Source organism: Enterobacter sp. 200527-13 (assembly GCF_027924865.1).
In the GTDB taxonomy this organism is placed as follows: domain Bacteria; phylum Pseudomonadota; class Gammaproteobacteria; order Enterobacterales; family Enterobacteriaceae; genus Enterobacter; species Enterobacter ludwigii.
Genome location: NZ_BSCM01000007.1, coordinates 1 through 24,683 on the forward strand (window position 1 = coordinate 1; position 24,683 = coordinate 24,683).

17 protein-coding genes are annotated in these 24,683 nt (G+C 55.7%); 13 read left to right on the top strand and 4 right to left on the bottom strand.

Going from position 1 to position 24,683, the window contains the following annotated elements; translation table 11 throughout:
• Window positions 1-204 precede the first annotated feature (204 nt).
• Genes murB through QMG44_RS18855 form a run of 3 tightly spaced genes read left to right on the top strand, consistent with a single transcriptional unit; the run spans window position 205 to window position 3,194 of the window.
• Window positions 205-1,233 carry a UDP-N-acetylmuramate dehydrogenase gene (murB, locus tag QMG44_RS18845; RefSeq protein ID WP_044868115.1) on the top strand — a complete coding sequence of 343 codons (1,029 nt, stop codon included), beginning with the start codon at window positions 205-207 and terminating at the stop codon, window positions 1,231-1,233.
• Window positions 1,230-2,192, top strand: coding sequence for a bifunctional biotin--[acetyl-CoA-carboxylase] ligase/biotin operon repressor BirA (gene birA / locus QMG44_RS18850; RefSeq protein WP_032680102.1), 963 nt, complete (start codon window positions 1,230-1,232; stop codon window positions 2,190-2,192). Before murB ends, birA begins: the two co-directional genes overlap by 4 nt.
• 6 nt (window positions 2,193-2,198) lie before the next feature.
• Complete coding sequence (locus QMG44_RS18855; protein ID WP_086533002.1) at window positions 2,199-3,194, top strand: glycosyl hydrolase family 8; 996 nt, start codon at window positions 2,199-2,201, stop codon at window positions 3,192-3,194.
• Between the two features lie 45 nt (window positions 3,195-3,239).
• Here the strand turns inward: QMG44_RS18855 and bcsG are convergent, their stop codons facing one another.
• From bcsG to bcsE, 3 genes are read right to left on the bottom strand one after another with little or no spacing between them, the layout of a single operon-like run.
• Window positions 3,240-4,919 carry a cellulose biosynthesis protein BcsG gene (gene bcsG, locus QMG44_RS18860; protein WP_281853236.1) on the bottom strand — a complete coding sequence of 560 codons (1,680 nt, stop codon included), beginning with the start codon at window positions 4,917-4,919 and terminating at the stop codon, window positions 3,240-3,242.
• Window positions 4,912-5,109: a cellulose biosynthesis protein BcsF gene (gene bcsF / locus QMG44_RS18865; protein ID WP_025202797.1), complete on the bottom strand. Its 198-nt coding sequence runs from the start codon at window positions 5,107-5,109 to the stop codon at window positions 4,912-4,914. Before bcsF ends, bcsG begins: the two co-directional genes overlap by 8 nt.
• A complete protein-coding gene (gene bcsE / locus QMG44_RS18870; protein ID WP_020884480.1) occupies window positions 5,103-6,665 on the bottom strand; it encodes a cellulose biosynthesis c-di-GMP-binding protein BcsE in 1,563 nt (520 codons plus the stop codon). Before bcsE ends, bcsF begins: the two co-directional genes overlap by 7 nt.
• Window positions 6,666-6,838: 173 nt before the next feature.
• On the opposite strand from bcsE, the gene bcsR reads away from it, so the two are divergent.
• The 9 genes from bcsR (at window position 6,839) to QMG44_RS18915 (ending at window position 22,703) form a co-directional block, all read left to right on the top strand.
• Window positions 6,839-7,027: a cellulose biosynthesis protein BcsR gene (bcsR, locus tag QMG44_RS18875; RefSeq protein ID WP_020884481.1), complete on the top strand. Its 189-nt coding sequence runs from the start codon at window positions 6,839-6,841 to the stop codon at window positions 7,025-7,027.
• An 11-nt stretch (window positions 7,028-7,038) separates the two neighbouring features.
• Window positions 7,039-7,791: a cellulose biosynthesis protein BcsQ gene (gene bcsQ, locus QMG44_RS18880; RefSeq protein WP_086533000.1), complete on the top strand. Its 753-nt coding sequence runs from the start codon at window positions 7,039-7,041 to the stop codon at window positions 7,789-7,791.
• The gene (bcsA, locus tag QMG44_RS18885; RefSeq protein ID WP_047355815.1) at window positions 7,788-10,403 is read left to right on the top strand and encodes a UDP-forming cellulose synthase catalytic subunit; all 2,616 of its coding nucleotides are present in this window, start codon (window positions 7,788-7,790) and stop codon (window positions 10,401-10,403) included. The genes bcsQ and bcsA overlap by 4 nt, the downstream gene beginning before the upstream one ends.
• A 10-nt stretch (window positions 10,404-10,413) precedes the next feature.
• Complete coding sequence (gene bcsB, locus QMG44_RS18890) at window positions 10,414-12,834, top strand: cellulose biosynthesis cyclic di-GMP-binding regulatory protein BcsB (RefSeq protein ID WP_086532999.1); 2,421 nt, start codon at window positions 10,414-10,416, stop codon at window positions 12,832-12,834.
• A 6-nt stretch (window positions 12,835-12,840) separates the two neighbouring features.
• Window positions 12,841-13,947 (top strand): cellulose synthase complex periplasmic endoglucanase BcsZ, encoded by a 1,107-nt coding sequence (bcsZ, locus tag QMG44_RS18895; RefSeq protein WP_020884485.1) that lies wholly within the window; start codon window positions 12,841-12,843, stop codon window positions 13,945-13,947.
• Window positions 13,929-17,411: a cellulose synthase complex outer membrane protein BcsC gene (bcsC, locus tag QMG44_RS18900; RefSeq protein ID WP_281853238.1), complete on the top strand. Its 3,483-nt coding sequence runs from the start codon at window positions 13,929-13,931 to the stop codon at window positions 17,409-17,411. The genes bcsZ and bcsC overlap by 19 nt, the downstream gene beginning before the upstream one ends.
• 119 nt (window positions 17,412-17,530) lie before the next feature.
• Window positions 17,531-19,537: a biofilm formation regulator HmsP gene (gene hmsP, locus QMG44_RS18905; RefSeq protein ID WP_025202803.1), complete on the top strand. Its 2,007-nt coding sequence runs from the start codon at window positions 17,531-17,533 to the stop codon at window positions 19,535-19,537.
• Window positions 19,538-19,696: 159 nt separating this feature from the next.
• Window positions 19,697-20,983: a dicarboxylate/amino acid:cation symporter gene (locus QMG44_RS18910; RefSeq protein ID WP_014172087.1), complete on the top strand. Its 1,287-nt coding sequence runs from the start codon at window positions 19,697-19,699 to the stop codon at window positions 20,981-20,983.
• 226 nt (window positions 20,984-21,209) lie between these two features.
• Window positions 21,210-22,703, top strand: coding sequence for a pitrilysin family protein (locus tag QMG44_RS18915; protein ID WP_014172086.1), 1,494 nt, complete (start codon window positions 21,210-21,212; stop codon window positions 22,701-22,703).
• A 45-nt stretch (window positions 22,704-22,748) separates the two neighbouring features.
• Here QMG44_RS18915 and QMG44_RS18920 read toward each other — a convergent pair whose 3' ends face one another.
• On the bottom strand, window positions 22,749-23,678 hold the full coding sequence (locus QMG44_RS18920) for a sugar kinase (RefSeq protein WP_086532997.1): 930 nt from the start codon (window positions 23,676-23,678) through the stop codon (window positions 22,749-22,751).
• A 228-nt stretch (window positions 23,679-23,906) separates the two neighbouring features.
• Here QMG44_RS18920 and pdeH point away from each other — a divergent pair, with 228 nt between their 5' ends.
• Window positions 23,907-24,680, top strand: a complete 774-nt coding sequence (gene pdeH / locus QMG44_RS18925) for a cyclic-guanylate-specific phosphodiesterase (RefSeq protein ID WP_020884490.1) — start codon at window positions 23,907-23,909, stop codon at window positions 24,678-24,680.
• Window positions 24,681-24,683 lie beyond the last annotated feature (3 nt).

Below are 24,683 nucleotides of genomic sequence, written 5' to 3' on the forward strand. Positions count from 1 at the left end.
CAGAAGTGAAACGCCGTAGCGCCGATGGTAGTGTGGGGTCTCCCCATGCGAGAGTAGGGAACTGCCAGGCATCAAATAAGTGAAGAGGCCATCCGAAAGGATGGCCTTTTTGCGTTTTTATCCCTTCCTCGTTGCTCTAAACTAATCACCTATCCCCCCGTATATACGGTAAACTATCCCGGTTTTTGTCTCAGGATAGCGTCTATGAATCACTCCCTTAAGCCCTGGAATACCTTTGGCATTCAACGTAATGCTAATAAAATTGTACGTGCCGATACTGCACAGCAGCTGCTGGATGCCTGGCAAAGCGCAACAGAACAAGACGAACCTGTACTGATTCTGGGCGAAGGAAGTAATGTCCTGTTTCTCGATGATTTTGCGGGAACGGTGATCGTTAACCGCATCATGGGAATTGATGTGGAAGAGCGCGCCGATAGCTGGCATCTGCACGTTGGCGCCGGTGAAAACTGGCATCATCTGGTGCAATACACCCTGGACAAAGGGATGCCAGGACTGGAAAACCTTGCCCTTATCCCTGGCTGCGCCGGATCATCCCCCATTCAAAATATCGGTGCCTATGGCATCGAACTGAAACACGTTTGTGAATACGTAGATTGTATTGAGCTGGCGACCGGCGCGGCTCAGCGTTTAACCGCTGAACAGTGCCGTTTTGGCTACCGTGACAGTATTTTCAAGCATGAATATCAGGATCGCTACGTGATTGTCGCCGTAGGCCTGCGTCTGTCAAAAAACTGGCAGCCGGTGCTGACCTACGGTGATTTAACGCGTCTCGATCCCGAAACAGCGACTGCCCGTGATGTTTTTGACTCGGTGTGCCATATGCGCACGACCAAACTTCCTGATCCTAAAGTGAATGGAAATGCGGGAAGCTTCTTCAAAAACCCGGTTATCAGCAGCGAAAACGCACAAGCGTTTCTTGCAGGTTGGCCTGCCGCGCCCCATTACCCACAGGCGGATGGTAGCGTGAAGCTGGCCGCGGGCTGGCTTATCGATCAGTGCCAGTTAAAAGGCGCCTCCGTGGGCGGTGCGGCCGTTCATCGCCAGCAGGCTCTGGTGCTGATTAATCAAAACGATGCGACCAGCGAGGATGTTGTCCAGTTGGCCCATCACGTCCGTCAGCAAGTGGGCGAAAAATTTAACGTCTGGCTGGAGCCAGAGGTCCGCTTCATTGGCCGTACGGGTGAAGTGAATGCTGTGGAGGTTATCGCGTGAAGGACAATACTATCCCTTTAACCCTGATAAGCATTCTTGCCGACGGTGAATTCCATTCCGGCGAGCAGCTGGGTGAACACCTGGGCATGAGCCGTGCCGCCATTAACAAGCATATCCAGACCCTCCGCGACTGGGGTGTCGATGTCTTTACGGTACCCGGAAAAGGCTACAGCCTGCCGGAGCCGATTCAGCTGCTGAATGAAGAGCTGATCCGCAGCCAGGTAGAGCATGGCAATGTTGCGGTCTTGCCGGTGATCGATTCGACCAACCAGTACCTTATGGATCGACTCAGCGAATTATCCTCCGGGGATGCCTGTGTAGCCGAGTACCAGCAGGCCGGGCGTGGCCGTCGAGGCCGCAAGTGGTTTTCGCCATTTGGTGCCAACCTCTATCTCTCCATGTACTGGCGTCTGGAGCAGGGTCCCGCTGCTGCTGTTGGCCTGAGTCTGGTCATCGGGATTGTGATGGCAGAAGTGCTGCACGATCTGGGCGCTGATAAGGTGCGGGTGAAATGGCCAAACGATCTTTATCTGAACGATCGTAAACTTGCCGGTATTCTCGTTGAATTAACGGGTAAAACAGGCGACGCGGCGCAAATTGTCATTGGTGCAGGCCTCAATATGGTGATGCGCAATGTACAAAATGACGTGGTGAATCAGGCGTGGACCAACCTGCAGGAAGCGGGGATCACCATCGATCGCAACACCCTTGCCGTGCGTATGATTAAAGAATTACGCAGTTCGCTTTCGCTCTTTGAACAAGAGGGGCTGGCATCCTTCCTGTCCCGTTGGGAAAAGCTGGATAACTTTATTAACCGTCCGGTGAAATTGCTGATTGGTGATAAAGAGATCTACGGTATTTCCCGCGGCATCGACGCACAGGGCGCGTTGCTCCTGGAGCAGGATGGCGTGATTAAACCCTGGGTGGGCGGTGAGATTTCACTGCGCAGCGCGGAATAACCCATTATGCGAAAACCCGCATGCGCCGCTCTGGCCGTCATGATGAGTTTACTGTTCTCCCCCCTCTCTCAGGCGGGCCAGGCCTGGGAGAGTTACAAAGCACGCTTCTTTACGCCTGAAGGGCGGATTGTCGATACCGGCAACGGCAATGTTTCGCATACTGAAGGCCAGGGCTTCGCCATGCTGATGGCGGTGGCTAACGACGATAAAGCCACGTTCGATAAGCTCTGGAAATGGACTGACGGTACGCTAAAGAACAAAGAAAATGGTCTGTTTTACTGGCGTTATAATCCTGCCGAGTCCAACCCGATTGCCGACAAAAATAACGCCGCCGATGGCGATGTCCTGATTGCCTGGGCGCTGTTGAAAGCGGATACGCGCTGGCATGACAAACAGTACAGCGCCGCATCGGATGCGATAACGAAAGCACTCATTAGCCACACCGTAACCCGTTATGCGGGTTACCGCGTGATGCTGCCCGGCGTTCAGGGGTTTACCCTCGACGGTGAGATCGTGCTAAACCCCTCTTATTTCGTCTTCCCGGCCTGGCAGGCCTTTGCCAGTCGCAGCCATTCGCCGGTCTGGGGCAAGTTGATTCAGGATGGCCATCGCTTGCTGGCAAAAATGGGATCGGGTAAAGTCAGACTTCCCACGGACTGGGTCTCACTGGGCTCTACGGGCACGCTGTCCCCGGCCAAAGCCTGGCCGCCACGAATGAGCTACGACGCGATCCGCATTCCACTTTACCTGGCCTGGTCTGATAAGAAGAGCCCGCTGTTAACGCCGTGGCGAGCCTGGTTCGGTCAGTTCCCCCGCGAACAAACTCCCGCATGGGTAAACGTGACGACCAATGAATATGCGCCTTACATGATGGAAGGGGGGCTGCTGGCGGTTCGTGATTTAACGATGGGACAGCCATCCGGAGAACCCGAGATCGCTGCAAAGGATGATTACTACTCCGCAAGCCTGAAAATGCTTGTATGGCTTGCTGAGCAGCCATAACGGAACGGGTGAGCCCTCTCCCCTGGGGGGAGAGGGAAATGCGGTTTACTGCGGATAAGGTACCCAGTCTCCACCGTTCAGGCGAACGTACGGTTTGTTCTGATACTGAATCACGACCGCGTTCGCGTTCTCAGAGACTTCGGCAGTTTGCGGCAGGTTACTGGTGAGCTGATCCCAGTTCACGCTGTCTTCCACAAACAGTTTGCCGTCAACCGCGCGGGCAACCAGTTCTGAAATGGCCAGATAGCTGGTTGGCTGAGCGATCTCAATCGGTGCGCCCTGATGAGGTGCCTTCATACCAAAGAATTTAATGCCTGCCGGTACGTTGGTAATCGACGGGCTAGGGATATCACGCAGACCTGACACCTGCATTCTGTCGCCTTTCAGCGCGGCGCCGTGTTCAGGTACCACAACCACCATCACTTTACGGCCCGATTTATCCAGCTCCGTAAAGAATGCGTCCAGTTCATCGAAGAATTTCTGCACACGAACTTTATAATCTGCCGTTTTGCTCACGCCAGGGAAGTGGTTACCATCGTGAAGCGGCAGCGTGTTGTAGAACGTTGCACTGCGCGGATTACTGTCTTTTTCGATGGTCTTCAGCCAGCGTTGCAGCACGGCGGTATCGTCATAAACAGGTGAACCGTCAAAGCCCAGCAGAGTGACCGGCAGTCCGGTTTGATCCATCAGCTGTGCCTGCATACCACCCTGTTCGCGCACCTCTTTCAGGAAGTTACCGAACTGGCCGTTATGTCCCAGCATCAGATGCTGCGTGAAGCCCAGTTTTGAGAGGTTATCGAACAGATAACACTGGTTGCCGGCGGGTTGATACAGGTTCTTATGCGATGTCTGACCGCAGCTTGCACGAAGCAGGCGAATTGCCGCCGGGCCGCTGTACGAGGTGGCAGAGTTAAAGTCTTTAAACTGGATATCGAAATGGGACCACAGCGGGTGAGACATCAAACCCGCGGCATCGACGTCAGCCCAGGAGAGGGAACAGATGTTGATCACCAGCAGCTCAAACGGCTGAGCATCCGCCGGCAGGGCTTCCGGGAATTTGGTCTGACGTTTATCTTCCGCGGTATAGAAGCTGGAGAGCCAGGCGTTCAGGTTAGTGGACGTCGGCGGTGCGGTCTGCGTCGGGATATCGCCGACCACAGGCGTATCACCTGCCGTCGTGACGGTTGCCGCTGCACTTCCCCCGGTAGTGGTCACCGTGGTCGTGGGTTGACCCGCGGGCCACAGGGAGAAGTCTGGACCCGCAAGCGTCAGCACGTTCAGCCAGATCATAATGGCGACGACAAATACCGTGACGCGGATCCATTGTGACAGGAACAGCCAGGCCACCAGCAGCACAAAGACGGCACCTATCATTTGCCAGTTAATAAAGCGCTCGGTCAGGTCAAGGACATAGCTGGCGCTAAACCCTGCCACCTGCGAACCCTGACTCATAATGCTGTCCGGTCCCGGCAGCCAGGTGTCATGCCAGAACAGAGCAAAGCCGACAGGGATAGCAATCCAGTGACGCAAGCAATGCAGCCTGATATTGGGCAAAGGCATCAGCAGGAAAGCCATAAACACCAGGTTGAGCAGGGGATGGAAATTCAGATAGCCTGCCCACAGCAGACCAAACTTCACCAGAAAGTAGAAGTTCCAGCCGGAAAGGCCGCGCCAGTATTGCCAGAGCGGCGATGGTGACGAAGCGGTATAGGTAGAATTAGTCATGTTTTCGGTCTGCCTTGACGTGTGATGCCCGTGTCAGTGTTCCGGCTGGTTTTACATAGCGAGGTTTTACAAACAGCACTCTGGCCGTATCGCGGATACGGCGTATGGAATGGCGTGCATAGTAGCCAAGCGGGAAAAAGATCAGCGCACAGAATACGACCAGTTGAATGATATCGCTGATATTCATGATGGTGCGTTCTCCCCATTCTCAGTTAACAGGCGAAGGGGTTCCGGTATTCGCCGCCAGACGTGTCCGTCATGTCGGGCGTTGAGAATCGGTTTGGCATCGCTCTTCACAGTGAGAGGTTTCGCCCATTGTTCAGGCTCGAGGGCGCGCATCTGCACCAGCTCTGCACTGATAGAATTATCTTCGAACCAGATCATACGGTTCGAGAAAATATCCCCGGTTGGCAGGGGGAAGATATGGTTAAGGGCGGTATCAAGATCGTTTATCCGGCAGAAGGACAAGAACAGCACCAGGCGGTTGTCGCCGATGGTCATGATGTCTCCTGTGCGGTTCGGACGGCATAACGTGAGCGCCTGTTCAACGCGGATACCCGGTACCGGGCGCAGGGCAACCATCACCCCTTTCCCGTCTGCAGGAAGCAGCGTGTTGCTCATCATGTTGCCGACGGCGTCGCAGAAGGTATCCCATTTCTGGTATCCGCGCAGCTTCATCGGCTGCGTCATGGAGAGCAGGGTGGAGATATCTTCCGGTACGTGACGGTTGAACTGCTGACCCTGAACGCTTTCGAGAAGCGTCAGGCAGCGTGATAACGGCGCATTCCACGGAATCACCATATTGGCACCGCAGCCCAGAAGCAGGCGCTCATCCGTGGCGCGAAGGCTGGTGTTATTTTCGCGCACCACTATTTTTAAGGCGCTTCCGCGCTGGCGACGTAAGGTGTGGATCTGTCGCGCCAGCGTTTCAATCTGGTTATTTTGCATGAGCGAAAAAACAATGGTTGCTGCCTGGGTTGTGCGAGCTTCATTAAAAAGCGCTTCGTTAGAATCAAACAACGACCAATTTTCCGAGAGCGCAGGCGCCCCCTCTAAAACGGCAATATGGCTCAGGATTCGTTTTTCATCGCTGCGCGGTTGCACCACGGTTTCTTCCTGCTGCGCCAGGTGCCATTCGCCCTCAATATGTTTAAGGGTGAGCTGTTGTCTGGCGCTTACGCCTTTTTCATTACACCAGAACGCAATATCGTAGAGATAGCTGTCTGCCTGGTTCCGAAGACTCGCCAGACCAAACAGGGAGCGATATTCGCCCATTAAAAGGGAAAACAGTTTGTCGTTATTACTGCCAGGATTGACTATCAATAGCGTGCAATTTTGAAATTTTGCCCATTTATTGATTTTTTCCAGCCAGGGCAGTAGTTTTTCAGCAGGGATATTTTGCAGGGCGTTATTTGAGCATTTCAGAATCACCAGATAGTGATCGGGATCAATAGAGCACTGAATGTCGCGGGACAAAAAGTATAGACTATCGGCCTCCGCAGGCATGGAAAATAATCGCACCGTCTGCGGACCGCGATCGTTTTCAAGGGTGATAATTTTCTTTGGCTCTTCGCCCATGCTCACGACGGCCACGCGGGAATCCTTGCCCTGAGCGGCAATTGTCTTGTTTACCAGACTGATAGCATCTTCATTACGATCCGTATTAATCCACCAGACTCCTCCGACTGGCATGTGGCTCAATTCGTCCCATAATGACTGGATGCCAATAGAAAATATGGAGTCCACGGTGTCCCTCTTTTCGTTTAATTTCTCTGTATCTCAGTTTACTAGCGAAAGCGTAGAAATAAACCTAACATTGAAATTAAAGAACATCAGATTTAGCATGTAAATGAAATTTGATAGGGCAGGAAGCCTCGCTACTTCTGATTGTGCGATTTTACTCAAAGGGATGGAATAGAATGGATAATAACGAACCCGGCACCCCAGTCGACTCAACCCTGGGTTACACATTCCAGAACGACTTTCTGGCGCTGACGCAGGCGTTTTCATTACCTGAAATAGATTACACCGACATTTCCCAGCGGGAACAGTTGGCCGCGGCTATTAAACGTTGGCCGCTATTAGCTGAATTTGCCCAACAACAATAAGGGAGCCATTGATGGCCATACTAGGATTACAGGGCGTCCGTGGTGGAGTAGGTACAACATCCGTTACCGCGGCGCTGGCGTGGTCATTACAGCTTTTAGGTGAATCGGTATTGGTGATTGACGCCTGTGCCGATAATTTGCTGCGCATGTCGTTTAATGTCGAATTTACGCGTACAGAGGGTTGGGCTCGCGCGCTGCTTGATGATAAAGACTGGCGCGATGCGGGTATGCGTTATACCTCGCAGCTTGATGTACTGCCCTTTGGCCAATTGACCACTACCGAGCGTGAAAATGAAGCTGCCTATCAGCGTCTGTTTTCCCAGTTCACCGTCGCGCTGCAGGAGCTGAAAGAAAAAGGCCATTATAAGTGGATCCTTCTGGATCTGCCGCACGGCGCCGGCACGCTGACCCGACAGCTTATGGCGCAGTGCGATCGCGTGCTGTCGATTGTGAACGTCGACGCGAATTGCCATATCCGTCTGCATCAGCAAGGGTTGCCTGAAAATGGTCATATCCTGATTAATGATTTACGCATTGGCAGCCAGATCCAGGACGACCTGTATCAGGTTTGGCTGCAAAGCCAGCGCCGTCTGCTGCCGATTGTTATCCATCGTGATGAGGGCATGGCGGAATGCCTGGCCTCCAAACAGCCACTCGGTGAATACCGCAGCGATTCCCTGGCGGCAGAAGAGATCCTGACGCTGGCGAACTGGTGTCTGCTGCACTTTGCCAAAGGGGCAGAGCCTGCAGGGAGTTCTGTATGAGCCGTCTCGCCAGCTGGTTACTCATCCCGCCGGTCAGTTCGCGTCTGAGCGAACATTACCGGCATTTTCGCCGGCACGGAGCTTCGGCATTCAGCGCCGCGCTCGGCTGCTTCTGGATGATTCTGGCCTGGACGTTCATTCCTCTCGAACACCCGCGCTGGCAGCGCATTCGTGCGCAGCACAGTGAGTTATATCCGCATATTCATCCCGATCGCCCGCGACCCTTGGATCCGGCGCGTTATATCATTCAGGCTGTCTGGCTGGTGGCCACGTCGTCCCGCTCAGAACACAAAGCGCCGCGCTGGCGCAGCTTCTCCCGCGTGCAACATTTACGTGAGCGCTATCACCAGTGGCTGGACAGTTTGCCTGACCGCGTGGGTGACAAGACCAGCCATCTGGATAACCATAAAGAGCTCGGGCATCTGCACCCGGGCTTGCGGCGTTTTATACTCGGCGTAATCGTCGTTTTCTCGCTCATTCTGGCCCTGGTCTGTATTACGCAGCCCTTTAACCCTCTGGCACAGTTCACCTTCCTGATCCTGCTGTGGGGCGTGGCATTGCTGGTGCGCCGTATCCCGGGACGCTTCTCCGCCCTGATGCTGATAGTGCTGTCGCTGACCGTCTCCTGTCGCTACATCTGGTGGCGTTACACCTCAACGCTCAACTGGGATGACCCTGTCAGCCTGGTGTGCGGTCTGGTTCTGCTGTTTGCGGAAACGTACGCCTGGGTTGTACTGGTGCTGGGGTATTTCCAGGTCATCTGGCCGCTCAACCGTCAGCCGGTTCCGCTGCCAAAAGACACGTCACAATGGCCGTCTGTCGATCTCTTCGTGCCGACCTACAACGAAGACCTGAGCGTGGTAAAAAACACGATTTACGCCGCGCTGGGTATCGACTGGCCGAAAGATAAACTCAAAATCTGGGTCCTGGATGATGGCGGCCGCCCGGCGTTCCGCCAGTTCGCGGAAGAGGTGGGTGTTGAGTACATCGCCCGTACCACGCATGAACACGCCAAGGCCGGGAACATCAATAACGCCCTCAAGTATGCCAAAGGTGAGTTTGTCTCAATCTTTGACTGCGACCACGTGCCGACGCGCTCGTTCCTGCAGATGACGATGGGCTGGTTCCTGAAGGAGAAAGAGCTGGCGATGATGCAGACGCCGCACCACTTCTTCTCGCCGGATCCATTTGAACGTAACCTTGGCCGTTTCCGTAAAACCCCTAACGAAGGCACGCTGTTCTATGGCCTGGTGCAGGACGGGAACGACATGTGGGATGCGACTTTCTTCTGCGGTTCCTGTGCGGTTATCCGCCGTAAACCGCTGGATGAGATCGGTGGCATTGCCGTCGAAACGGTCACCGAAGATGCGCATACCTCGCTGCGCCTGCACCGTCGGGGCTACACCTCCGCGTATATGCGTATTCCGCAGGCCGCGGGTCTGGCAACGGAATCTCTCTCGGCGCACATCGGCCAGCGTATTCGCTGGGCGCGCGGCATGGTGCAGATTTTCCGTCTCGATAACCCCCTGATTGGGAAAGGGCTGAAACTCGCGCAGCGTCTGTGCTACGTCAACGCCATGTTCCACTTCCTGTCCGGTATCCCGCGCCTCATCTTCCTGACCGCGCCGCTGGCATTCCTGCTTCTTCACGCCTATATCATCTACGCGCCTGCGCTGATGATTGCGCTGTTTGTTCTGCCGCACATGATCCACGCGAGCCTGACGAACTCGAAGATTCAGGGTAAATACCGCCATTCGTTCTGGAGTGAAATCTACGAAACGGTGCTGGCCTGGTACATCGCGCCGCCGACGATGGTGGCACTGATCAACCCGCACAAAGGTAAATTCAACGTCACCGCGAAAGGCGGTCTGGTGGAAGAGGAGTATGTCGACTGGGTCATCTCCCGGCCGTACATCTTCCTGGTGTTGCTGAATATCGTGGGCGTGATTGCCGGTATCTGGCGCTACTTCTACGGCCCGGAAAACGAGATCCTGACCGTGTTCGTGAGTATGGCATGGGTGTTCTACAACCTGATTATCCTCGGCGGCGCGGTTGCGGTGTCGGTGGAGAGCAAACAGGTCCGCCGTGCGCATCGCGTGGAAATCTGCATGCCTGCGGCAATCGCCCGTGAAGATGGTCACCTCTTCTCCTGTACCGTGCACGACTTCTCAGACGGTGGTCTGGGGATAAAAATCAACGGTCAGGCGAAGGTGCTGGAAGGGCAGAAGGTTAACCTGCTGCTGAAGCGCGGCCAGCAGGAGTACGTCTTCCCGACGCAGGTGGTGCGTGTAGCCGGTAATGAAGTCGGTCTGCAGCTGATGCCGCTGACGAAAAAGCAACATATTGATTTTGTGCAGTGTACGTTTGCCCGCGCGGACACGTGGGCTCTCTGGCAGGACAGCTTCCCGGAAGATAAACCTCTGGAAAGCCTGCTGGATATTCTGAAGCTGGGGTTCCGTGGCTATCGTCACCTTGCAGAATTTGCCCCGTCGTCGGTGAAATTAATTTTCCGGTCCCTTACTTCGCTGGTTTCCTGGATCGTATCGTTCGTTCCTCGTCGTCCCGAGCGGGATGAGGCGAAGCAGGCGGACCCGGTTATGGCTCAACAATGATGATAACGCGATGAAAACTAAACTTTCCTGGTTATGTGCAGTGGCAATGGGGGTAAGTGCGCTCCCCACAACGATGGCTAACGCAGCACCCGATAACGCAGCGGCAACGCCTGCTCCGACGGTACCTGTGGTCGCCCAGGCGACCGATCCGGTTATCACCGCGGCACCCGGTCAAACGGAAAACGTCATTCCGAACCAGCCTACGGACGGCAACACCCAGCCGGCAGACAGCAATGTCGTCGGCCAGGTGATGCCGGGCGTACAGGGAGCAAACGCGCCTATTGTCGCGGAAGATGCCCCGTCACGGGACGTGAAGCTGAGCTTTGCGCAGATTGCGCCGCCGCCGGGCAGCATGGTACTGCGCGGTATTAACCCTAACGGCGGCATTGAGTTCGGTATGCGCAGCGATGAGGTTGTCTCTCACGCCATGCTGAACCTTGAATACACGCCATCACCGTCGCTGTTGCCGGTACAGTCTCAGCTGAAGGTTTACCTGAATGATGAGCTGATGGACGTCCTGCCCGTCACAAAAGAGCAACTGGGTAAGAAAACACAGGCCCAGGTGCCAATTAACCCCCTTTTCATCACCGACTTTAACCGCATACGTCTGGAGTTTGTCGGTCACTACCGTGACGTCTGTGAGAACCCTGCCAGCAATACCCTGTGGGTAGACGTAGGACGCAACTCTTCGCTGCAGATGACCTACCAGTCGCTGGCGCTGAAAAACGACCTCTCGTCGTTCCCGGTTCCGTTCTTTGATCCGCGTGATAATCGTCAGTTAGTGCTGCCAATGGTGTTTGCGGCGTCTCCGGACGTCACCGAGCAGCTGGCGGCCACCATTGTGGCATCGTGGTTTGGTTCACGTTCCGGCTGGCGCGGGCAGAACTTCCCGGTGATGTACGACAAAATGCCGGACAGAAACGCGATCGTGTTTGCGACCAACGCGAAACGTCCTGCCTTCCTGCGCGATCACCCGGACGTAAAAGCGCCGACCATTGAGATGATGAGCCACCCGGATAACCCGTACGTGAAGCTGCTGGTGGTCTTCGGGCGTGATGATAAAGACCTCGTACAGGCGGCCAAGGGCATTGCCCAGGGTAACGTTCTGTTCCGTGGAAACAGCGTGGTGGTGGATGAGGTTAAACCGCTGCTGCCGCGTAAACCTTATGATGCACCAAACTGGGTGCGTACTGACCGTGCCGTCACGTTTGGCGAACTGAAAACGTATGAAGAACAGCTTCAGGCGACGGGGCTTGAGCCAGCCCCGATTAGTCTGTCACTGAATCTGCCGCCAGACCTGTACCTGCTGCGCACCAACGGTATTGATATCAATCTGAGCTACCGTTACACCGCGCCGGCAACCAAAGACAGTTCACGCATGGATATCAGCCTGAACAACCAGTTCCTGCAATCTTTCAGTCTGACAAGCACGCAGGATACTAACCGACTGATGCTCCGTCTGCCGGTGTTGCAGGGGCTGCTGGACGGGAAAACGGACGTCTCTATTCCGGCGCTGAAGCTTGGGGCGATCAACCAGCTGCGCTTTGATTTCCAGTACATGAACCCGATGCCTGGCGGCTCGGTGGATAACTGCATCACCTTCCAGCAAGTACAGAACCACGTTGTGATTGGGGATGAGTCAACCATCGACTTCTCGAAGTATTACCACTTCCTTGCCATGCCGGACCTGCGTGCATTTGCTAATGCCAGCTTCCCGTTCAGCCGTATGGCCGATCTCTCTGAATCCATTGTCGTCATGCCAAAAGCGCCAAATGAGGGCCAGGTGACGACCCTGCTGGACACCATGGCGTCCGTGGGTGCGCAGACCGGATTACCGGCAATTAACGTCACGTTGACTGACGATGGTAGCCAGATCCAGAACAAAGACGCGGACATCATGGTCATCGGTAACATCCCGGATAAGCTGAAGGATGACAAGCGTATCGATCTGCTGGTCAAAGCAGCCCAGTCCTGGGTTAACACGCCACTGCGTCAGACCGAGTTCCCGAGCATTATGCCGGATATTAACGATCGTCAGGCCAGCGTGCAGACAACCGTTACGTCTCAGGGACCAATGGCCGCGGTGGTTGGCTTCCAGTCACCTTACAACGAGCAGCGTAGCGTAGTGGCGCTCCTGGCGGACAGCCCGCGTGGGTATGCGTTACTCAACAGCGCGATGAACGACAGCGGCAAACGTGCCGCGATGTATGGTTCGGTGGCGGTGATCCGCGAGTCTGGGGTCAATAGCCTGCGCGTGGGCGATGTGTACTATGTGGGCCATCTGCCGTGGTTCGAGCGTCTATGGTATGCGCTGGCTAACCATCCGGTTCTGCTGGCTATCCTGGCCGCCGTCAGCGTGGTGTTGCTGGCGTGGGTGCTGTGGCGTCTGCTGCGTATCATCAGCCGTCGTCGCCTTAACCCGGATGAGTAACAGGTGATGAAAGCGTTTCGCTGGTGTGTGTTAGCAGCGTTGATGCTGGCGGCGATCCCTCTTCGCGCCGCCTGCACCTGGCCTGCCTGGGAGCAGTTTAAAAAGGATTACATCAGTGAGAGCGGGCGTGTCATTGATCCCAGCGACACGCGCAAAATCACCACGTCGGAAGGGCAAAGCTATGCGTTGTTCTTTGCCCTGGCCGCGAACGATCGCAAAGCCTTTGATCAATTGCTGACGTGGACGCGCGACAACCTGGCCGGGGGCAATCTGAACGATAATTTGCCCGCCTGGCTATGGGGTCAGAAAGACCACGACAACTGGGCGATAATCGATACCAACTCCGCCTCGGATGCCGATGTCTGGATTGCCTGGTCACTGCTTGAGGCGGGCCGGCTGTGGAAACATCCGGACTATACCCGCACGGGTAAGGCGCTCCTTAAACGCATTGCCCATGAGGAAGTGGTGAAAGTACCGGGACTCGGCTCCATGCTGCTGCCCGGGAAGGTCGGTTTTGCCGAGGAGAAAGCCTGGCGCTTTAACCCCAGCTATCTTCCTCCGCAGATAGCGAGCTATTTCACGCGCTTTGGTGCCCCGTGGACGACCCTTCGTGAAACCAACCTGCGCTTGTTGCTGGAAACGGCGCCAAAGGGGTTTTCGCCGGACTGGGTGCAGTATCAGAAAAACAGAGGCTGGCATTTGCAGCAGGATAAATCGCTGGTGGGCGGCTACGACGCCATCCGCGTCTACCTCTGGGTCGGAATGATGAGTGACAAAGACGCCCAGAAAGCCCGGTTGCTTACGCGCTTCCGGCCGATGGCGACAATGACAACGAAACACGGTGTACCGCCGGAAAAAGTGGATGTGGCGAGCGGGAAGCCTGCGGGCAAGGGGCCGGTCGGCTTTTCCGCTGCGATGCTGCCTTTTTTACAGCAGCGTGATGCGCAGGCGGTACAGCGCCAGCGCGTTGCAGATAATTTTCCCGATAATAATGCCTATTACAGCTACGTACTGACTCTCTTCGGGCAAGGATGGGATCAGCATCGTTTTCGCTTCACCGCTCAAGGTGAATTAATACCGGACTGGGGCCAGGAATGCGCAACTTCACAGTAAATCTTCTCAGTTTATCGCTTAGCCTGGCACTGATGCCGCTGGCTCAGGCCGCTAACTCCCCGCAGCAGCAACAGCTGCTGCAACAGGTGCGGCTGGGTGAATCGACGCAGCGTGAGGATTTGGTTCGTCAGTCGCTCTACCGCCTTGAGCTGATTGACCCGAACAACCCCGACGTCATTGCGGCGCGCTTTCGTTACCTGCTTCGTCAGGGTGATAACGCCGGTGCGCAAAAAGAGCTGGATCGTCTGAAAGGGATCGCGCCGGGCTCCAGTGCGTATCAGTCCTCGCGCAATACGATGCTGCTTTCTACGCCTGAAGGCCGTCAGCAGTTACAGCAGGCCCGGTTACTGGCTACAACGGGTCATACTCAGGAGGCCATTGCGGCCTATGACAAGCTTTTTGACGGTAATCCGCCGGGCGGTGACGTGGCGACGGAATACTGGAATGTTGTGGCGAAAGATCCTGCCCGCCGTAGCGTCGCCATTAACCAGCTGAAGAAAATTAACGCCAGCAGCCCGGGCAATACGCAGCTGCAGGGCACGCTGGCACAGCTGCTGTTCCAGACCGGTCGTCGCGATGAAGGCTTTGCGGTGTTGCAGGAGATGGCCAAATCCAGCAATGGCCGCAGCCAGGCATCTGATATGTGGTATGAGCAGATCAAAGATCAGCCTGTCAGCAACGCCAGCGTCAGCGCGCTGCAAAAATACCTGAGCGTCTTCAGTGACGGCGACAGCGTAGCGGCGGCGCGTACTCAACTTGATACGCAGCAAAAACAGCTAGCCGATCCAACCTTCCGTGCGAAAGCACAAGGGCTGGCGGCGGTGGATGCCGGGCAGGGCGATAAGGCGGTGGCGGATCTGCAAAAAGTGGTCAGCGCAAATCATGCCGACAGCGAAGCCGTGGGCGCGCTTGGACAGGCGTACTCTCAGAAAGGCGATCGCGCCCGTGCGGTGGCGCAGTTTGAAAAGGCGATCGCCCTCGATCCGCAGAGCGATAACCGCGGTAAATGGGACAGTTTGCTGAAAGTTAACCGCTACTGGCTGCTGATCCAGCAGGGTGATACCGCCCTGAAATCGAACAATACGGCGCAGGCGGAACGTTATTACCAGCAGGCGCGTGCCCTCGACAATACCGACAGTTATGCGGTGCTGGGGCTGGGAGATGCCGCGGCGGCGCGTAAAGACACGGCTGCGGCGGAACGTTATTACCGTCAGGCGCTGCGTATGGACAGCGGTAACAGCAATGCCGTTCGTGGCCTTGCCAATGTTTATCGTGCGCAGTCCCCGGAAAAGGCCGCGCAGTTTATCCAGTCGCTCTCTGCCAGCCAGCGCCGAAGCATTGATGACATTGAACGCAGCCTGACCAACGAGCAGCTGTCAGCCCAGGCGGAACAGCTGGAAAACCAGGGCCAATACGCTCAGGCGGCGGAAATTCAGCGTCGTCGTCTGGCACTCTCTCCGGGCGACGTCTGGATAACCTACCGTCTGTCGCGCGATCTCTATAGCGCGGGCCAGCGCAGCCAGGCGGATACCCTGATGCGCCAGCTTGCCAGCCAGAAACCGTCCGATCCGGAACAGGTGTATGCCAGTGGGCTGTATCTCTCCGGAAACGATCAGGACCGGGCCGCGCTCACGCATCTGGAGACGCTTCCGCGCAGCCAGTGGAACGCCAATATTAAGGAGCTTGCCGACCGCCTGCAGAGTAACCAGACGCTGGAAACGGCAAACCGACTGCGCGACAGCGGCAAAGAGCAGGAGGCGGAAAACCTCCTTCGCCAGCAACCGTCCTCTACCCGTATCGACTTAACCCTTGCGGACTGGGCGCAGCAGCGTGGCGATCTGGAGGCCGCGAAAACGGCTTACAACACCGTGCTGGAGCGTGAACCGCAGAACGAAGATGCGATCCTCGGTCTGACCGAAGTGTATAGCGCCCAGGGCAACAAAGAGGCAGCCCGTGCCGCGCTGGCAAAACTGCCTGCTGCGCAAAACGGAGAGCCGCTGTCGCTCAATATGCAGCGCCGGATCGCGATGGCGCAGGCAGGCCTTGGGGATTCCGCCGCCGCAGAGCAGACGTTCAGCAAGATTATTCCTCAGGCGAAATCACAGCCTGCATCTATGGAAAACGCGCTGGTATTACGTGATGCCGCCCGTTTCCAGACGCAAAATGGTCAGCCTCAGCAGGCACTGGAAACGTATAAAGATGCGATGGTGTCGTCAGGCGTCACGACGACACGTCCGGCTGACAATGACAGCTTTACCCGCCTGACGCGTAACGACGAAAAAGACGACTGGCTGAAACGCGGCGTGCGTAGCGACGCCGGTGATTTGTACCGTCAGCAGGATGTTAACGTCACGCTGCAGCATGATTACTGGGGCTCCAGCGGCACCGGCGGCTATTCCGATCTTAAAGCGCATACCACCATGTTACAGGCGGATGCACCACTGGCGGATGGCCGTATGTTCCTGCGTAGCGATTTGGTCAATATGGATGCCGGGTCCTTTTCCACCGATAACGGTACCTACGATCCGAAATGGGGCACTTGTGCCGAAACGCCGTGTAGTGGCAACACGCATCAGTCAGCAAATGGCGCGAGTATTGCCGTGGGCTGGCAGAACAAAACCTGGGCGTGGGATATTGGTACCACGCCGATGGGCTTTGACGTTGTTGACGTGGTCGGTGGTGTAAGCTACAGCAGCGACCTGGGGCCAATCGGTTATACCGTTAACGCCCATCGTCGCCCGATCTCCAGCTCTCTGCTCGCCTTTGCCGGGCAAAAAGATACCAACACCGGCACCACCTGGGGCGGCGTGCGCGCAACCGGCGGTGGCGCGAGCATCAGTTATGACAAAGGTGAGGCGCACGGCGTCTGGTCGAGCCTGAATGCGGAAACGCTGACGGGTAAAAATGTGGAAGATAACTGGCGCGTCCGCTGGATGACCGGTTACTACTACAAGCTCATCAATAAAAACAATGAGCGTCTGACCGTCGGCGTGAGCAACATGCTCTGGCACTACGATAAAGATCTGAGCGGTTATACCCTGGGTCAGGGCGGTTATTACAGCCCGCAGGAGTATGTCTCCTTCGCGTTGCCTGTCACCTGGCGTAAACGTACCGAGAACTGGTCCTGGGAGCTGGGCGGATCGGTGTCATGGTCTCATTCTAAAACTAACGACGTGATGCGCTACCCCATTCAGGGACTGATTCCGACCGATGAGCCCGGTCGCTACACCGACAGAGGCGAAATGGAAACCGGCAGCAGCTCCTCAGGCACGGGTTATACCGCACGGGCCATTATCGAGCGCCGGGTCACGTCCAACTGGTTTGTGGGCCTCGGTGTGGATATTCAGGAAGCAAAAGATTATACCCCAAGCCACGCACTGCTTTATGTACGCTACTCTGCTGCAGGCTGGCAGGGCGATATGGACTTACCGCCGCAGCCGCTGATCCCTTACGCGGACTGGTAATCGGATTTAACTTAATCCATTTGTAAGTCTCTCTTAAAAGTACAGCAATCGGGTATACTCAGGCGCACCAGGTTTACACCCTGGTGCGCCCTGCGCTTCGAGTTTTGTGGAGAGTCATTTTGCGTGTCAGCCGTTCCTTAACTATCAAACAGATGGCGATGGTTTCTGCCGTCACAATGCTGTTTGTACTCCTTTTTTGCGTAATTTTGCTGTTTCATTCCGTACAGCAGAATCGCTATAACACGGCTTCGCAATTAGAAAGTATTGCCCGCTCGGTGCGTGGCCCGCTCTCTGCCTCTATTTTGAAAGGGGATATTCCCGAAGCGGAAACCATTTTAAAACGCATTCAGCCTGCCGGTGTCGTGAGCCGCGCAGACGTGGTGTTACCCAATCAGTTTCAGGCGCTGCGGATGAGTTTTATCCCCGAGCGACCGGTCCCCATGATGGTGATGCGACTGTTTGAACTGCCGGTGCAGATTTCGCTGCCGGTCTATTCGCTTGAGCGTCCCGCGAATCCGCAGCCGTTGGCCTACCTTGTTCTGCAGGCGGACTCGTACCGCATGTACAAGTTCGTCATGAGCTGGGTTGTCACGTTAGTGACCACTTGCTTACTTATGACGCTTATTCTGAGCGTGGCGCTGACCTGGTGTATTAACCGTCTGATTGTGCATCCGCTACGCCGGATTGCCCGGGAGTTGAACACGCTTTCACCGCAGGACCAGGTGGGGCATCAGCTTCCGCTGCCGCGTCTTCATCATGACGACGAGATTGGCATGCTGGTACGCAGCTATAACCTCAACCAGCAGCGGATGCAGCGCCAGCAGGATGAGCTGAACAGCAGCGCCACGCGCTTCCCGGTGTCGGAGCTGCCCAATAAAGCCTTCCTGATGGCGATGCTGGAACAGACTGTCGCCCGCCAGCAAACCACCGCGCTGATGGTGATCGCCTGTGAAACCCTGCAGGACACCGCCGGCGTGCTCAAAGAGAACCAGCGTGAAATGCTGCTCCTGACGCTGGTGGAGAAAGTGAAGTCCGTGCTGGCCCCACGCATGGTGCTGACCCAGGTCAGCGGGTATGACCTGGTGGTGATTGCCAACGGCGTGAAAGAGCCGTGGCATGCGATCACGTTAGGTCAGCAAGTACTCACTGTCATTAATGAGCGGCTGCCCATTCAGGGCATCCAGCTTCGTCCAAGCGCCAGTATCGGTATTGCGATGTACTACGGTGACTTAACGGCGGAACAGCTTTACCGTCGTGCTTTCTCGGCGGCGTTTACCGCCCGGCGCAAAGGGAAAAATCAGATCCAGTTCTTCGACCCGGAACAGATGGAAAGGGCGCAGCAGCGCCTGACGGAAGAGAGCGACATTTTGACCGCGCTGGATAACCGTCAGTTTGCCCTCTGGCTCCAGCCGCAGGTGAATTTGCTGACGGGCGAGGTGATCAGCGCGGAAGCGCTGCTGCGCGTGCAGCAGCCGGATGGTTCATGGGAATTGCCGGAAGGGCTCATTGAGCGCATTGAATCCTGTGGCCTGATGGTCACCGTCGGTTACTGGGTGCTGGAGGAGTCGTGCCGACAGCTTGCTGCCTGGCAGGAACGAGGCGTGACGCTCCCGCTGTCGGTCAACTTGTCCGCCCTGCAGCTGATGCATCCGACCATGGTGTCTGAGATGCTGGAGCTGATCCATCGTTACCGGATCAAGCCTGATACGCTAACGCTGGAAGTCACGGAAAGCCGGCGTATTGACGATCCTAATGAGGCGGTCGCGATTCTGAAACCGCTGCGTAATGCCGGTATACGCATCGCGCTGGACGATTTCGGTATGGGCTATGCCGGGCTGCGTCAGCTCCAGCATATGAAAACCCTGCCGGTGGATGTGCTGAAAATCGACAAAGCCTTTGTTGAAGGGTTGCCGGAAGACAGCAGCATGGTCCAGGCCATTATCCAGCTGGCCCGCAGCCTGAAACTGCAGCTGATTGCCGAAGGGATTGAGACAGACGCGCAGCGCACCTGGCTGGCTGAAGCGGGCGTGGAGGGCGGACAGGGCTTCCTGTTTGCACCGGCTGTTCCGTCGGATGTCTTTGAACAACGCTACCTTTCCGGTGGGGACAATAGCGCAAACGTGTAATTTTGTTGCTGGCTTGTGCGAGCCAGCTCAAAGTTCTTAACATTTGTGTTTCAAATTTGAACTGGGTTTATTTCTGTCCTGTTATACGGGTGTTATTTTAGAGCCGCAGGTTAACCATAACCTTACAAAGCCTGTGGTTTTTCTTCCCAAGGACACCCTATGAAAACCTCACTCTTCAAAAGTCTCTATTTTCAGGTCCTGACAGCCATCGCAATCGGTATTTTGCTTGGTCACTATTACCCTGAACTTGGCGCACAAATGAAACCGCTTGGCGACGCATTCGTTAAGCTCATCAAAATGGTCATCGCCCCGGTGATCTTCTGTACCGTCGTGACGGGCATCGCTGGCATGGAAAGCATGAAGGCGGTAGGCCGTACCGGTGCAGTGGCGCTTCTCTATTTCGAAGTGGTCAGTACCCTTGCGCTGATTATTGGTCTTATCATCGTGAACGTGGTGCAGCCCGGCGCGGGGATGAACGTTGACCCGTCGACGCTGGATGCCAAAGCGGTCGCGGTGTATGCCGATCAGGCGAAAGACCAGGGGGTAGTGGCCTTCCTGCTGGACGTTATCCCAGGCAGCGTCATTGGTGCATTTGCCAGCGGCAACATTCTGCAGGTGCTGCTGTTTGCCGTCATGTTTGGCTTTGCCCTGCACCGTCTGGGCAACAAAGGCCAGCTGATCTTTAACGTCATCGAAAGCTTCTCGCAGGTCATCTTCGGCATCATCAATATGATCATGCGCCTGGCGCCTATTGGGGCCTTCGGTGCGATGGCATTCACCATCGGTAAGTACGGCGTGGGTACCCTGGTGCAGCTGGGCCAGCTCATCATCTGCTTCTATATCACCTGTATTCTGTTCGTGGTGGTGGTGCTGGGCTCAATCGCCCGCGCGGCAGGGTTCAGCATTTTCAAATTTATCCGTTATATCCGCGAAGAGCTGCTGATTGTTCTGGGGACCTCTTCATCCGAATCGGCCCTGCCGCGCATGCTCGATAAGATGGAAAAGCTGGGCTGCCGTAAATCGGTGGTGGGGCTGGTCATCCCGACGGGCTACTCCTTCAACCTTGATGGCACCTCGATATACCTGACAATGGCGGCCGTGTTTATCGCTCAGGCGACCAATAGCCATATGGACATTTTCCATCAGGTTACCCTGCTGGTGGTGCTCCTGCTCTCGTCTAAAGGGGCCGCAGGTGTTACTGGCAGTGGCTTTATCGTGCTGGCGGCCACCATTTCCGCGGTCGGACACCTGCCGGTGGCGGGTCTGGCGCTGATTCTCGGTATTGACCGCTTTATGTCTGAAGCCCGTGCCTTAACCAACCTCGTAGGTAACGGTGTGGCAACGGTAGTCGTGGCAAAATGGGTGAAAGAGCTGGATCACAAAAAGCTCGACGATACGTTAAATAATCGCCAGTCAGACAGCAAAACTCCTGGTTTATCCTCTTAATATTGTCACAAATGCCCGCATTCCCTTGTCGGGATGCGGGCTCCTGCGCATAATAACTGTTCGTACCTGTCATAATTCGACAAGATTTTTTTTGGGTATATTTCACTTCTGACCGTGACGTTTTGTAGAACACGCGGTCTAATCGACGTGTTTTCATCGTCATCTTTTAGAGTGAAACGCGTCGCGAGACACTCTCTTTAACCAGGAATGTTGATCAGGGGTTCACATGCAGGGCACAAAAATTCGACTCTTAACCGGCGGTTTGCTGATGATGGCAGCAGCCAGTTATGTGCAGGCAGATGCGCTCCAGCCAGACCCGGCCTGGCAACAAGGGACACTAGCGAACGGTTTTCAGTGGCAGGTTTTAGCCACCCCACAACGTCCAAGTGACCGTGTTGAAATCCGTCTGTCTGTTAATACCGGCTCCCTCACGGAAAGCACTCAGCAAACCGGTTTTAGCCATTTTATTCCCCGACTGGCGCTCACGCAGAGCGGCAGTTTACAAGCAGTTCAGGTGCGTTCGCTCTGGCAACAGGCCATTGATCCGAAACGCCCGCTTCCGCCGGCTGTGGTCTCGTATGACTACACCATGTTCAACCTGAGCCTGCCAAATAACCGTAACGACCTGCTTAAAGAAGCCCTTACGTATCTCGCCGATGCGTCGGGCAATCTGGCGATTACGCCGGAAACCGTTAACTATGCGCTGAGCAACAGTGACATGGTTGCCACCTGGCCTGTGGACACCAAAGAGGGCTGGTGGCGTTACCGCCTGAAGGGTTCAACGCTGCTTGGGCATGACCCGGCCGAGCCGCTGAAACAGCCGGTGGACGCTGAGCAGGTAAAATCGTTCTACCAGAAATGGTACACCCCGGACGCGATGACGCTTATCGTGGTGGGGAATGTGGACAGCCGTGCGGTGGTGGAGCAGATCAACAAAGCGTTTGGCGAACTGAAAGGCAAACGCGAAACACCGGCCCCTGTCCCAACGCTCTCTCCGCTGCGTGCAGAGCCTGTCAGCATTATGACGGATACCGTTCGTCAGGATCGCCTCTCCGTCATGTGGGATAACGCCTGGCAGCCAATCCGTGAGTCAGCGGCGCTGCTGCGCTACTGGCGTGCCGATCTGGCACGTGAAGCGCTGTTCTGGCACGTTCAGCAGACGCTCAGCAAGAATAACGTGAAGAATATCGGTCTCGGCTTTGACTGCCGCGTGCTGTTCCAGCGTGCACAGTGTGCCATTAACGTTGAATCGCCGGGCGATAAGCTGAATGCGAATCTGGGCGTGGTGGCAAAAGAGCTGGCAAAAGTGCGCAAAGAGGGCCTGTCGGAAGAAGAGTTCAATGCGCTGGTCGCGCAGAAAAAACTTGAGCTGCAGAAGCTGTTTGCAACGTATGCCCGCGCCGATACCGACATTCTGATCAGCCAGCGTATTCGCTCACTGCAGAATCAGGTGGTGGATATCGCGCCGGAGCAGTACCAGAAGCTTCGTCAGGACTTCCTGGAGGGGTTGACCGTCGATATGTTGAATCAGGACTTACGTCAGCAGCTGTCGCAGGAAATGGCGTTGATTCTTCTGCAGCCGAAAGGTGAGCCGGAATATGACATGAAGGAACTTCAGTCGACCTGGAATACCATTATGGCCTCCGCGCCGCAGCCATCGCAGGCTGCTACGGCAGATGATTTGCACCAGGACGCAACGGATATCCCGCAGGGGCAGTAATGCCCCTCATCCAGAACCCTCTCCCTGTCGGAGAGGGTTTTGTTTTTACTGTGGCATTGCCTCACGCGGAATAATTGCCCCGCGATACTGGATCACGGTGCTCGCCGTCAGGTGTCCACGCTGGGCCGCCGCTTCTGGCGTCCCGCCCGTCAAACGCACCGCCAGATAGCCCGCACTGAATGAATCACCCGCCGCCGTCGTATCAATCACTTTCTCTTTCGGCAACGTCACCGCAGGGACGTCGATGACGGCTTCACCTTCGATGGCGACCAGACACGAATCAGCCCCGCGCTTAATCACCACTTCACTTACGCCGGCGGCCTGCGTACGCGCAATCACCTCATCAACGGGTTTCTCACCCCACAGCGCATCTTCATCATCGAGCGTCAGGAAGGCGATATCGGTGCATTGCAGTATCTGCTGATAAACCTGCTGCGTCTCTTCACGGCTGGCCCACAGGCGCGGACGGTAGTTATTATCGAAAATAACCTTGCCGCCATTGGCGCGGCATTCACGCAGTAACGACAGCAGCTTTTCACGGCTGGCTGAGCTTAAAATAGCCAGGCTAATCCCGCTCAGATAAAGATAATCAAAGGTGGCTAACGCTTCGCAGATGGCAGCCGCAGCGTCGCTCTCCAGCCAGAATTTGGCCGCGGCTTCGTTACGCCAGTAGTAGAAGGTCCGCTCGCCGGTATCGTCGGTTTCAATGTAGTAAAGCCCCGGCAGGCGGTTTTCCATACGCTGTATCAGCGAGGTGTCCACCTGCTCACTCTGCCAGGCTTCCAGCATTTGCTGGCTGAAACTGTCCGTCCCCAGGGCGGTGACGTAGTTCACGGTAAGGGCCTCAGGGTCAACCTGACGGGCAATATAAACGGAGGTGTTTAACGTATCGCCACCAAAACCGCGGCTGACTTCCGCGCCTTTTTGTGACAGCTCAATCATGCATTCGCCAATCACGGCAATTTTCTTGGTCATAGTCGTGAACCTGAACAGAGTAATTTTCGGTAGTGTGCGCTGAGTGAATTATGCGGTCAACTATATTAAAACGACGTTCCATTATTTTATTTGAGCCAGCGCGTGTTCCTGTTAATTTCTGCCCGCTTAATTTCATTTTCCGGGTGAATTGAACATAAAGTTCTCAATTGCCGGGCCGATAACCCTTTGACGAGTCCAGAAAGGCCATCCAACAACAGGACATCTGAAATGAAGTCAGAGCAGGTTATCCAGCGGCTGAGCACTACGCCCGAGGCAAGTATTGAGAACTTGCAGGAGCATCGCTACTGGCTGCAATGTGAGCGTGCGTACACCTATCAGCCGATCTACCGAACGGACGGTCGACTGATGGCTATTGAAATTTTGACCGTCGTGACGCACCCGTCAAACCCCTCACAGCGTATCGCACCGGACCGCTATTTTGCCGAAGTTGCCGTGCGCCAGCGCCTGGATGTGCTGGAAGAACAGCTCCGTATGCTGGCAACCAAACAGGCCTTTTTCGAACAGCACGCCATCCTCGCCTCGGTCAACGTCGATGGACCCACCCTGCTGGCGCTGCGCCAGAACGCGAAATTACAGGAGCTGATCGCCTCCTTACCGTGGATGCGCTTTGAGCTGGTGGAGCATGTTCGTCTGCCACAGGACTCATCATTTGCCTCGATGTGCGAATTCGGCCCGCTGTGGCTGGATGACTTTGGCACCGGGATGGCGAACTTCTCTGCCCTCAGCGAAGTGCGTTACGACTACATTAAAGTGGCCCGCGACCTGTTCATTATGCTGCGCCAGACCCCGGAAGGGCGGAATCTGTTTACGCTGTTATTACAGTTGATGAACCGCTACTGCCAGGGCGTGATAGTGGAAGGTGTGGAAACGCTGGAAGAGTGGCGTGATGTGCAAAATTCTCCCGCGGCGGCGGCACAAGGCTATTTCCTCTCTCGTCCGGTCCCAATGGATACCCTCGATTCCGTGATAACGATCCTCTGATCT